Source organism: Nocardioides sp., from assembly GCF_036374615.1.
Lineage (GTDB): Bacteria > Actinomycetota > Actinomycetes > Propionibacteriales > Nocardioidaceae > Nocardioides.
Genome location: NZ_DASUTK010000182.1, coordinates 1 through 11,286, shown reverse-complemented (window position 1 = coordinate 11,286; position 11,286 = coordinate 1). Strand labels below are relative to the sequence as shown.

The following is an 11,286-nucleotide window of genomic DNA, read 5'->3' as shown; positions in this document are numbered from 1 at the left end:
CGTGCAGCCGACGAGCAGGGTGACGCGCCGACCGTGGCGATCATCAAGCACGCGAACCCGTGCGGCATCGCCATCGGCGCCGACGCGGCCGAGGCCCACCGCAAGGCGCACGCCTGCGACCCGGTGTCCGCGTTCGGCGGGGTGATCGCCGTCAACCGACCGGTGTCGGTGGAGATGGCCGAGCAGGTGGCGGAGGTCTTCACCGAGGTGATCGTGGCGCCGGCATACGACGAGGGTGCGGTGGAGGTCCTCCAGAGCAAGAAGAACATCCGGATCCTGCGCACCGAGGGGCAGGGCGGGACCGGGGTCGAGCTGCGCCGGATCTCGGGTGGCGCACTGGTGCAGACCGTCGACCGGATCAACGCCCCGGGGGACGACCCGTCCACCTGGACGCTCGCGACGGGCGCGGCTGCGTCGGACGACGTGCTGCGTGATCTCGCGTTCGCGTGGCGCGCCTGCCGGTCGGTGAAGTCCAACGCGATCCTGCTCGCCAAGGACGGCGCCTCGGTCGGGATCGGCATGGGTCAGGTCAACCGGGTCGACTCCTGCCGGCTCGCCGTCGACCGCGCGGGGGAGCGGGCCGCCGGTGCGGTGGCGGCGTCCGACGCGTTCTTCCCTTTCGAGGACGGCCCGCAGATCCTGATCGACGCCGGGGTGTCGGCCGTCGTGCAGCCCGGCGGCTCGGTCCGGGACGAGCTGACCATCAAGGCGTGCGAGGCCGCCGGGGTGACGATGTACTTCACCGGCACCCGGCACTTTGCGCACTGATCGCGTCCCGCCCGACGTGACCGCGACGATGAGAGGATCCACCCGTGACCGCACAGCGCCTCGACGGCACCGCCACGCTGAAGACCATCAAGGCCGAGCTCACCGAGCGGGTGGCGAAGCTGGAGGAGCGAGGCGTCGTACCCGGTCTCGGCACGGTGCTGGTGGGTGAGGACCCGGGCTCGCACTGGTACGTCGGAGCCAAGCACAAGGACTGTGCGGAGATCGGCATCACCTCGCTGCGCCGCGACCTGCCGGCCGGGAGCAGCCAGGCGGAGGTCGAGGCCGTCATCGACGAACTCAACGCAGACCCGTCGTGCACGGGGTTCCTGGTGCAGCAGCCGACCGGGCTGGACGAGTTCGCGCTGCTATCGCGGGTGCACCCCGACAAGGACGTCGACGGTCTCCACCCGTTCAACCTCGGCAAGCTGGTGCTGGGCAAGAGCGGCCCGCTGCCGTGCACTCCGGTCGGTGTGATCGAGCTGCTGCGCCGCCACGACGTGCCGATCGCGGGCGCCGAGGTGGTCGTGGTCGGCCGCGGGCTCACGGTGGGCCGCCCGCTCGGGCTGCTGCTGACGCGTCGGTCGGAGAACGCCACCGTCACCCTCTGCCACACCGGGACCCGCGACCTGGCCGCCCACGTCCGCACCGCCGACATCGTGGTGGCCGCGGCCGGCGTGCCCGACATCATCACCGGCGACATGGTGAAGCCCGGTGCCGCAGTGCTGGACGTCGGCGTCTCCCGGGTCGACGGCAAGATCGCCGGCGACGTCGCCGAGTCGGTCTGGGAGACCGCCGGCTGGGTGTCGCCCAACCCCGGCGGCGTCGGACCGATGACCCGCGCGATGCTGCTGACCAACATCGTCGACGCGGCTGAGCTGTCCGCGGCGTGACGGTGTCGGAGACCGAGGCGCCGCTCCCCGCCGAGGGTGATGCCGATCAGCCGCGTCGATACCCCTCGACCATCGGTGGCGCCCTCTACCTGCTGGCGCTGGCGGCCGTGGTGGCCGGCATCGGGGTCACGGCACTCGACGGGTGGCGCAACGGCATCCGCTGGATCGGCGGCGCTCTCGTCTTCGCCGCCGCCTGCCGGCTGCTGGTGCCTCGCAGCCAGGCCGGCATGCTCGCCGTACGCAACCGGTGGATCGACGTCCTGATGCTGGCCTGGGTGGGCGGGCTGCTGCTGTTCCTCGCGGCGTCCATCCCCGACCAGCCCCTCTAGGGTTCGACCTGCCGGCGCGCCGAAGGCGCTCGCGCACGTTTGCTTGACGTCAAGCAAGCGCGCGAAGGGTCCCGCGATCCGCGCGCCTCGCCGCCCAGCCGGCTCAGCTCAGATCAGGCCCAGCTCAGATGAGGCCCAGATCGGCGACCGCGGAGCGCTCGTCCTCGAGCTCGGCGGCGGTCGCGTCCATCTTGCCGCGGGAGAAGTCGTTGACCTCGAGCCCCTGGACGATCTCCCAGTCGCCGTTGCTCGTGGTCACGGGGAAGGAGTAGATCAGGCCCTCCGGGATGCCGTAGGACCCGTCGGACCGGACCGCCATCGACACCCAGTCGCCGTCGGCGGAGCCGAGCAGCCAGTCACGGGCGGCGTCGATCGTGGCTGACGCGGCCGAGGCGGCCGAGGATGAACCGCGAGCCTCGATGATCGCCGCGCCGCGCTTGGCGACCGTGGGGATGAACTCGTTCTCGATCCACCCCTGATCGTTGACCACCTCGGCAGCCTGGCGACCGTTCACCTCGGCGTTGAAGAGGTCGGGGTACTGCGTGGCGGAGTGGTTGCCCCAGATCGTCATCTTCTTGATGTCGGTCACGGCGGCGCCGGTCTTGGCCGCGAGCTGCGAGATCGCGCGGTTGTGGTCGAGCCGGGTCAGGGCCGAGAACCGCTCGTCGGGGATGTCGGGCGCGTTGGTCATCGCGATCAGCGCGTTGGTGTTGGCGGGGTTGCCGGTGACGCCGATCCGGACGTCGTCGGCCGCGACCTCGTTGAGCGCTTTGCCCTGTGCGGTGAAGATCGCGCCGTTCGCCTCGAGCAGGTCGCCACGCTCCATGCCCGGGCCGCGCGGCCGGGCGCCCACCAGCAGCGCGAGGTTGACGCCGTCGAAGATCTGCCTCGGGTCGGCACCGATCTCGACCCCGGCCAGCTGCGGGAACGCACAGTCGTCGAGCTCCATGACGACCCCCTCGAGCGCCTTGAGCGCGGGCTCGATCTCCAGCAGCCGCAGCTCGATCGGCCGGTCCGGGCCCAGCAGTGACCCGCTCGCGAGGCGGAACAGCAGGCTGTAGCCGATCTGGCCGGCGGCACCGGTGACAGCCACCTTGAGGGGAGAGGTCACGTCGTACTCCTTGGATCGTGGTGGGACCGGTCCGACGCTAGCAGCGGTGCGCCATGCTGTGGCCATGCACCCTGGACGACGACTCGCGGTGCTCGTGCTGGCCGTCGCCTGGTTGCTGGCCGGGTGCGGAGCCGGCCCGGAGCTCTCCCCACCGACCGGTGTCGACGAGCTCCAGATCCCCACCGAGAGTCCCGATCCGCGCGACTTCGTCGGCACCGTCGACAACCCGTGGTTTCCGCTCGAACCCGGTCGGACGTGGGAGTACGACGTGAGTGGTGAGGCGGCCGGTAGGAAGGTCACGGTCGAGCGCGGACCGGAGGTCATCGGTGTCGCCACGACCGCTCGGGTCGCGGAGCAGGACGGGACACAGACCGTCGACTGGTACGCGCAGGACGAGGCTGGGAACGTCTGGTGGTTCGGGCGGCAGGGGGAGTGGCAGGCCGGCCGCGACGGGGCCCAGGCAGGGCTCGCGATGGCGGCGCATCCCCGGGTGGGCGACGGCTACCGCACGGGGTTCGCCGACGGCATCGTGGAGGAGCGCGCCCAGGTGCTGTCGCTCACCGAGACCGCGCAGGTCGAGGCCGGCACCTTCTCCGAGCTGGTGGTCACCGAGGTCTCCAGTCCGCTGGAGCCCGGTCTCGTGCAGCAGCACTACTACGCGTCGGGCGTGGGGCTGGTCATGATCGAGACCCTCAGCGGCGGCACCGAGCGTGTCGAGCTGGTGTCGTACACAGCGACGTGAGCCGGCGTGTGCCTGAGAGTGCGCCATGGCGCACTCTCAGGCACACGCGGCAGTCGCCGTCAGCGCGGCGGCCGGATCTGGGTGCGCTCGGCGTCGCCCTCGTCGTCGGGCCAGCCCTGCTGCTGGCCCGGCTGCGCCTGGGCCTGCTGGGCCTGCCACGCGGCGATCTGCTCCGGCGTCCACTGGGGCTGGCCCCACTGGTGTTGTTGGTGGGGCGCGGCGGCGGCCGGCTCGTTCCACTGCTGCTGGTACTGATCGGGCGCGCCGTAGCCCGGCACCGCTCCGGGGGGAGCGAACGCGCCGGCTGCGGCGCGCGGACGGGTCTCGCCGAACAACAGGTCGTAGGTGTACCCGGCGATCGCACCGCCGAGCAGCGGTGCGACCACGAACACCCACACCTGCCCGATGGCCTCGCTGCCCGCGAACAGCGCCGGACCGATCGAGCGAGCAGGGTTGACCGAGGTGCCGGTGGCCGGGATCGCGACGAAGTGGATGGCCACCAGTGCGAAGCCGATCGCGAGCGGAGCCAGGCCGGGGTGCTCGTTGCGCTCGTCGGTGACCGCGAGGATCACCCACACGAAGATCATGGTCAGCACCAGCTCGAGGAGCAGCGCGGCCCACATCGCGTAGCCCCCGACCGAGGCGTCGCCGAACCCGTTCTGCCCCATGTTGCCCTCGGCGCTGAACCCGTCGAACCCGTGCAGCAGCCCGAACAGCACCGCTGCGCCGAGGATCGCGCCGGCCAGCTGGGCCGCGATGTAGGTCGGCACCTGGTTCCAAGGCAGGCGCCTGCCCAGCGCCGCTCCCACCGAGACCGCGGGGTTGAAGTGCGCTCCGGAGATCCGCCCGAACGCGTAGATCATCACCATCAGCGCGAGTCCGAACGCGAGTCCGACCGTGGTCGTGGTGCTGACGAAGGCGGGCTCTCCCGCGGTCTCGCTCCAATACACCACCGACCCGCAGCCGAAGAGCACGAGGACGAAGGTTCCGATGACCTCCGCGGCGACTTTCTGCAGTGTGGACGAGTCATCCATTCCGAGATTCCCCCTGGGTCGGCCACGGCCGGAGCCGTGGTTCGGGCGCGCACGTCACTCTAGTAGCGTCCGGAGGGTGACGGACACCGCTGGCTCGACCATCATCTACACCCACACCGACGAGGCACCGCTGCTCGCGACGTACTCGTTCCTGCCGGTCGTCGAGGCCTACGCCGCCCAGGCCGGCGTGACGGTCGAGACCCGTGACATCTCGCTGGCGGGACGGATCATCGCCCGGTTCCCCGACCGGCTCACCGACGAGCAGCGGCTCGGCGACGCGCTCGCCGAGCTGGGTGAGCTGGCGACCCGGCCCGAGGCCAACATCATCAAGCTCCCGAACATCTCGGCCTCCATCCCGCAGCTGAAGGCGGCGGTCAAGGAGCTGCAGGAGCAGGGATACGACCTGCCCGACTACCCCGAGAATCCGCAGAGCGACGAGGAGAAGGCGGTCCGCGCGACCTACGACAAGGTCAAGGGCTCGGCCGTCAACCCGGTGCTGCGCGAGGGCAACTCGGACCGCCGGGCACCGGCCTCGGTGAAGAACTACGCCAAGAACCACCCGCACCGGATGGGTGCTTGGTCCCCGGATTCCAAGACCGCGGTCGCCACCATGGGTCACGACGACTTCCGCACCAACGAGAAGTCCGTCGTCGTCGACCGCGACGACACGTTGCGGATCGAGCTCGAGACGGCCGACGGCACCACCGTCCTCAAGGACGACGTCGCGGTGCTCGCCGGCGAGGTCGTCGACGGCACATTCATGAACGTGGCTGCGCTCCGCCGGTTCCTCACCGAGCAGATCGCCCGCGCCAAGGCCGACAACGTGCTGTTCTCGGTGCACCTCAAGGCCACCATGATGAAGGTCTCCGACCCGATCCTCTTCGGCCACGCCGTGCAGGCGTTCTTCCCGACCCTGTTCGAGCAGTACGGCGAGCAGTTGGCCAGGGCCGGCATCTCCCCGAACGACGGCCTCGGTGCCCTGCTCGGCGCCGTGGCCGACCTGCCCGACGGCGACGCGATCAAGGCCGCGGTGGAGGCCAGGCTGGCCGACGGCCCGGCGATGGCGATGGTCGACTCCGACCGCGGCATCACGAACCTGCACGTCCCCTCGGACGTGATCATCGACGCCTCGATGCCCGCCATGATCCGCAACGGCGGGCACATGTGGGGACCCGACGGTGAGGAGGCGGACACCCTCGCGGTGATCCCGGACTCCTGCTACGCCGGCGTCTACCAGGCCGTGATCGACGACTGCCGGACCCACGGCGCCCTCGACCCCTCGACCATGGGTTCGGTGCCCAACGTCGGGCTGATGGCGAAGGCGGCCGAGGAGTACGGCTCCCACGACAAGACCTTCGAGATCCCCGCGGCCGGCACCGTCCGCGTGGTGGCCTCCGACGGCGAGGTGCTCATCGAGCACGACGTGCAGCCGGGAGACGTCTGGCGCGCCTGCCAGACCAAGGACGCCTCGATCCGCGACTGGGTGAAGCTCGCCGTGACCCGGGCTCGGGCCACCGGCGTCCCCGCCGTCTTCTGGCTGGACGAGACGCGTGCGCACGATGCGAACCTGATCGCCAAGGTGAACCAGTACCTCCCTGAGCACGACACGTCGGGGCTGACCATCAAGGTGATGGCGCCGGCGGAGGCCACGACGTACTCGCTGGAGCGGATCCGGAAGGGCGAGGACACGATCTCGGTCACCGGCAACGTCCTGCGCGACTACAACACCGACCTCTTCCCGATCCTCGAGCTCGGCACGTCCGCCAAGATGCTGTCGGTCGTGCCGCTGATGAACGGCGGTGGTCTGTTCGAGACCGGCGCCGGCGGGTCGGCCCCGAAGCACGTCCAGCAGCTGCTCAAGGAGAACTACTTGCGGTGGGACAGCCTCGGCGAGTTCTTCGCGCTGGCCGCTTCGTTCGAGCACCTCGCGGAGCGTGAGGGCAACCCCAGGGCGCAGGTGCTGGCCGACACCCTCGACCGGGCCACCGGCACGTTCCTCAACGAGGACAAGTCACCCACCCGCAAGCTCGGCGGCATCGACAACCGCGGCTCGCACTTCTACCTCGCGCTGTACTGGGCGCAGGAGCTGGCGCAGCAGTCCGAGGACGCCGATCTGGCCAAGGCGTTCGCCGGGCTGGCCGAGCGGCTGGCCGCCCAGGAGGACACCATCGTCGGCGAGCTGATCGACGTGCAAGGCCAGCCGGTCGACATCGGCGGCTACTACCGGCCCGACTCCGAGAAGGCCACGGCCGTGATGCGTCCGTCCGCGACGTTCAACGACGCACTGGCGTCGCTGTAGCGGCCGGGCTCGCGGTCAGCCGCGAGCGGCGCAGCCCCGGCACCAGCATCAGGCTGACCAGGATCGAGGCGCCGGCCATGAGCGCCATCGCCTGACCGGCGGCCTCCGGGCCCACCCCGAGCAGGTCGGCTGCGGTGCCGGCGATCAACGCACCGACCGCCTGCCCGGCGCGCAGCCCCGCGGCCCGCAACCCCAGCATCTGGCCCAGCGCGTTCTCCGGGCTGTGGGCGACCATCCGCTCCTGCAGCGGCAGGCTGTCGGCGTACCCGATCGCAGCGACCAGTCCGAGCGCCATCGCCACCCAGATCGACGGGTCGAACCAGAACGCCAGGAACGGGACGGCGAGCAGGAACCGTAGCGGGTTCACGAGTCGGTCGCGCACGTGGTGGGGGAGGAAGCGGCCGACGACGACGTCACCTGTGAGCATGCCGGCGGCGGTGGCCGCGAGCAGATACCCCGCCTGTTCGCCGGCGAACGGGATGAACAGCGCCTCGCAGCCGACGATCAAGCCGTTCGGCACCCAGGAGGAGAGATAGAGCGGTCGCAGCACGCGGGACCCGAGCAGCCGCCGGTTGACCTCGCGGGTGCGTCGGACGACCGGGCCGCTCGCCCGTGCTGGGCGGTCGGTGAGCCGGGTCCGGAACAGCAGCGCGGCCAGCGCCGAGCAGGCGGCGGCGAGGAGGAACAAGCCGGTGGGAGGTAGCACGATCAGCAGCAGCCCGCCCACGCCGTACGCGACGATCTGCATCGAGCCCACGGCGATGTTGAGCGTGGAGCGGCCGAGCACGAACGCGTCGCTCGGCAGCAGGTCCGCCATCAGCGCCACCCCCGCCCCCGCGGACGTCGACAGCACCAGCCACACGACGGCCAGCAGCCCGAACCGAGCCGGCCACGGCATGCCGGGGACAGCCTGCACCAGGTCGGCGAGCGCGACGACGACACCGACCAGCACCAGGGCCTTGCGGGGCCGGATCGTGTCCGAGGCCGCCAGCACGAACGACGATGCGAGCAGCGCGACCAAGGGTCCGCCGAACATGCTGAGCCCGGTGAGCACCGCCGACCCGGTCTCGGCGTGGACGATGGTGCCCAGCGCCAGGCCGGACGTCGCCCCGGCCGCCATGGTCAGGCACTGCGCGACGAACAGGGTGCGGAACTCCGCGACCGCGAACAGCTCCCGATAGGTCTTCACGGCGTCATCGTGAGACGGGTCGTCGCCCCCACGCTAATCTTTCGCGTGGAGGCGAAACGTGGGCACTTGGCGACTCTCGGCGGACCTGTTGGCCCGCGCCCGGTTCGTGGTCTCGCCGATGGCGGATGTCGTGGGAGCGTTGGGCGCACTGGCTGAGCCGCGCGGCCCCACCGACCGGACGTTGGTCGCGCTGCACGGCGACGCGTTCGCCGGGATGCTCGCCGAGCATCCGGGGCGAGCTGCCGTGCTCCGCAGCCGCGCCCGGCCCGGTTGGGTCGCCGACTTCCTCTGCCTCCCGCCGCTCGGAGGGCCGATGTCCTTCGCCGAGGAGCTCGCGCTGATCGAGCAGCTGGGCGATCGCCGGATCAGGGCGGACCTCGCCGAGACGCTCCGCGGGCCGCTGCCCGCGGTGCTGCGGCGGCCGGGAGTCACGCGCCACGCCACGGGGTTGCTCGACTGGGTCTGGACCCACGTCGTCGCCAGCGACTGGCCGCGTCGTGACCGGGTCCTGCGTGCCGACATCGTCTCGCGGACCTCCAAGCTGGCCACGCACGGCTGGGAGGCCGTGTTGTCCGACCTCGGCCACGACCGCGCCTGGCTCGGTGGCGGCGAGCTGCGGATCAACGTGGCGGACCACCCGACGCGCGATCTCGACGCTGCCAGCGAGCTGTACTTCATCCCGCGCCACGGCACCGGCAGCTCCGTCGGATGGCACCTCCCCACGCGGTACGCCGTCTACTACTCGGTCACCGGCGTGCTGGCCGAGGGCGACACCGGCCACGCCGCTGCAACCGGTCGGCTGATCGGCGACAACCGGGCCCGGTTGCTGGCCGCGCTCGACACGCCGGCGAGCACGTCCGGACTGGTCGCGCTCACCGGGCTCAGCCTGGGGTCGGTCGGCGGGCACCTCCGGGTTCTGCTCGACTCCGGGCTGGTGCAGCGTCGCCGGTCGGGCCGCGAGGTGCTCTACTGGCGCACCGCCCTGGGCGACGCGCTCACCGCCGCCGGTCGGCCCGCCGGGGCTCCGACCGACGTGCACGTCACATGACCGCCCCGGAATGACCGGCGGCCGACCGCTGTTGCCGCCCGGTGTGACGACGACCCCGATCGACAGCGCTGTCGAGGCCGCGCCCGCGTCCCCGAGCACTGCCCGACACCTGACGCTGGCCGTGCTCGCGCTCGCGACCGGCGGCTTCGCGATCGGCACCACCGAGTTCGTGTCGATGGGCCTGCTCCCGCAGCTGGCGCGCGGTGTCGAGGTGAGCATCCCGTCGGCCGGGCACGCCATCTCGGCGTACGCGCTCGGGGTCGTGGTCGGTGCGCCGGCCGTGGCGTTCCTCGCGGCCCGGCTGCCGCGTCGCTCGCTGCTGGTCGGGCTGATGGTGGCCTTCGCCGTCGGCAATGCCGCCTCCGCCCTCGCCCAGTCGTACGACGGGCTGCTGGTCGCCCGCTTCGCCTCCGGGCTGCCGCACGGCGCGTACTTCGGCGTGGCATCGCTGGTCGCCGCCAGCATGGTGCCGGCCGACCGTAAGGGACGGGCCGTGGCGTCGGTGATGCTCGGGCTCTCGGTCGCGAACGTGATCGGGGTCCCGGCCGCCACGTGGCTCGGCCAGAACCTCGGCTGGCGCACGGCGTACTGGCTGGTGGCGCTGCTCGGGCTGCTCACCGTGGCGCTCGTGCTGTCGTTCGTGCCGAGCTGCCCGGGCGATCGAAGCGCCACCTGGCGCCGCGAGCTCACTGCGCTGCGGCGGCCGCAGGTGGTGCTGACGCTGCTCGCCGGCGCGATCGGCTTCGGGGGCATGTTCGCCGTCTACACCTACGTCGTGCCGACCGTCACCGAGGTGGGCGGGCTTCCGGAGTCGGTGGCTCCGGTCTTCCTGCTCGCTTTCGGGCTCGGCATGGTCGCCGGCACCTGGCTCGCCGGCCGGCTGGCCGACTGGTCGGTCATGAGGTCGATGTTCATCGGCGGCGCTGGCCAGGGTGTCCTGCTGCTGGCGTTCAGCGCGCTGGCACCCACCGGCTGGGGGACCTTGCCGGTCGTGTTCGGCATCACCGCGACCGGGTCGGTGCTGGTGGTCAGCCTGCAGCTGCGGCTGATGGACGTCGCCGCCGAGGCACAGACCATGGGCGCCGCCATGAACCACGCCTCGCTCAACGTCGCCAACGCGCTGGGTGCCTGGCTCGGTGGGCTCGTGATCGCGGCGGGCTGGGGCTACCGGGCCCCCGGCGTCGTCGGCGCGGCCCTGGCGGTCGGCGGACTGCTGGTGCTGGTGGCCGCCGCGATGCTCGCGCGTCGCGAGCAGCCGGTGCGCTCCTAGCGGTAGCTCATCCCCATCCGCTCGCGCACCTCGTCGAGCGTGGCCTCGGCGACCTCGTTCGCGATCGCGTTGCCGCGGTCGAGCACGTCCGCGACGTAACCCGCGTCGGCCTCGAGCTCCGCGCGCCGGGATCTCACCGGCGCCAGCACCTCGTTCAGCGAGTCGGTGACCCGCTTCTTCAGCCCGCCGCCGCCGCCGTCGCCGATCTCCTCGGCGATCGAGGCGGGGTCGACCCCTTCGCAGAGCGACGCGATCAACAACAGGTTGGCGACCTCGGGGCGGTTCACGGGGTCGTAGGTGATGTGGCGGTCGGAGTCGGTCTTGGCGCCCTTGAGCTTCTTGGCCGTCTCGTCGGCGGACATCCGCAGCTCGATGACGTTGCCCTTCGACTTGCTCATCTTGGTGCCGTCGGTGCCGAGCACCAGCGTCGCGGTCGACAGCAGCGCGTCCGGCTCGGGGAAGGTGGCGCCGTACCGGTCGTTGAAGCGACGCGCCACGACCCGGGTCTGCTCGAGGTGGGGCAGCTGGTCCTTGCCCACCGGGACCACGTTGGCCTTGCAGAACAGGATGTCGGCCGCCTGGTGCACGGGATAGGTCAGCATCAGG

10 protein-coding genes and 1 pseudogene are annotated in these 11,286 nt (G+C 71.4%); 7 read left to right on the top strand and 4 right to left on the bottom strand.

The genetic code is table 11. The features are described 5' to 3' along the window. From purH to VFZ39_RS14215, 3 genes and pseudogenes are all read left to right on the top strand, one after another. Positions 1-768 (top strand): annotated as a pseudogene (gene purH / locus VFZ39_RS14225) (bifunctional phosphoribosylaminoimidazolecarboxamide formyltransferase/IMP cyclohydrolase); the annotation flags it as partial. Between the two features lie 44 nt (positions 769-812). Next, positions 813-1,658, top strand: coding sequence for a bifunctional methylenetetrahydrofolate dehydrogenase/methenyltetrahydrofolate cyclohydrolase (locus VFZ39_RS14220; protein WP_330866430.1), 846 nt, complete (start codon positions 813-815; stop codon positions 1,656-1,658). Beyond that, a complete protein-coding gene (locus VFZ39_RS14215; RefSeq protein WP_330866429.1) occupies positions 1,655-1,987 on the top strand; it encodes a DUF3017 domain-containing protein in 333 nt (110 codons plus the stop codon). The genes VFZ39_RS14220 and VFZ39_RS14215 overlap by 4 nt, the downstream gene beginning before the upstream one ends. A gap of 124 nt (positions 1,988-2,111) precedes the next feature. Here the strand turns inward: VFZ39_RS14215 and VFZ39_RS14210 are convergent, their stop codons facing one another. Next, positions 2,112-3,098 carry a malate dehydrogenase gene (locus tag VFZ39_RS14210; RefSeq protein WP_330866428.1) on the bottom strand — a complete coding sequence of 329 codons (987 nt, stop codon included), beginning with the start codon at positions 3,096-3,098 and terminating at the stop codon, positions 2,112-2,114. Positions 3,099-3,162: 64 nt separating this feature from the next. Here VFZ39_RS14210 and VFZ39_RS14205 point away from each other — a divergent pair, with 64 nt between their 5' ends. Continuing rightward, on the top strand, positions 3,163-3,840 hold the full coding sequence (locus VFZ39_RS14205; RefSeq protein WP_330866427.1) for a hypothetical protein: 678 nt from the start codon (positions 3,163-3,165) through the stop codon (positions 3,838-3,840). 59 nt (positions 3,841-3,899) lie between these two features. Here the strand turns inward: VFZ39_RS14205 and VFZ39_RS14200 are convergent, their stop codons facing one another. After that, complete coding sequence (locus tag VFZ39_RS14200; protein WP_330866426.1) at positions 3,900-4,874, bottom strand: MIP family channel protein; 975 nt, start codon at positions 4,872-4,874, stop codon at positions 3,900-3,902. 76 nt (positions 4,875-4,950) lie between these two features. Here VFZ39_RS14200 and VFZ39_RS14195 point away from each other — a divergent pair, with 76 nt between their 5' ends. Continuing rightward, positions 4,951-7,173 carry an NADP-dependent isocitrate dehydrogenase gene (locus VFZ39_RS14195; protein ID WP_330866425.1) on the top strand — a complete coding sequence of 741 codons (2,223 nt, stop codon included), beginning with the start codon at positions 4,951-4,953 and terminating at the stop codon, positions 7,171-7,173. On the opposite strand, the gene VFZ39_RS14190 is transcribed toward VFZ39_RS14195, so the two are convergent. Continuing rightward, positions 7,148-8,362 carry a hypothetical protein gene (locus VFZ39_RS14190; RefSeq protein WP_330866424.1) on the bottom strand — a complete coding sequence of 405 codons (1,215 nt, stop codon included), beginning with the start codon at positions 8,360-8,362 and terminating at the stop codon, positions 7,148-7,150. The genes VFZ39_RS14195 and VFZ39_RS14190 overlap by 26 nt on opposite strands. Positions 8,363-8,420: 58 nt before the next feature. On the opposite strand from VFZ39_RS14190, the gene VFZ39_RS14185 reads away from it, so the two are divergent. Both VFZ39_RS14185 and VFZ39_RS14180 read left to right on the top strand, forming a co-directional pair. Further along, entirely contained in the window at positions 8,421-9,410 is a 990-nt protein-coding gene (locus VFZ39_RS14185; RefSeq protein WP_330866423.1) for an ArsR family transcriptional regulator, read from the top strand. 43 nt (positions 9,411-9,453) lie between these two features. Further along, positions 9,454-10,680, top strand: a complete 1,227-nt coding sequence (locus VFZ39_RS14180; protein ID WP_330866422.1) for an MFS transporter — start codon at positions 9,454-9,456, stop codon at positions 10,678-10,680. Here VFZ39_RS14180 and VFZ39_RS14175 read toward each other — a convergent pair. After that, a partial coding sequence (locus tag VFZ39_RS14175; protein ID WP_414690298.1) for a tryptophan--tRNA ligase occupies positions 10,677-11,286 on the bottom strand: 610 nt, incomplete at its 5' end. The genes VFZ39_RS14180 and VFZ39_RS14175 overlap by 4 nt on opposite strands.

What these genes read in the sequence shown, in the direction of transcription:
- VFZ39_RS14200 (WP_330866426.1), bottom strand. Translation starts at nt 4,874, where the DNA reads ATGGATGACTCGTCCACACTGCAGAAAGTCGCCGCGGAGGTCATCGGA.
- VFZ39_RS14205 (WP_330866427.1), top strand. Translation starts at nt 3,163, where the DNA reads ATGCACCCTGGACGACGACTCGCGGTGCTCGTGCTGGCCGTCGCCTGG.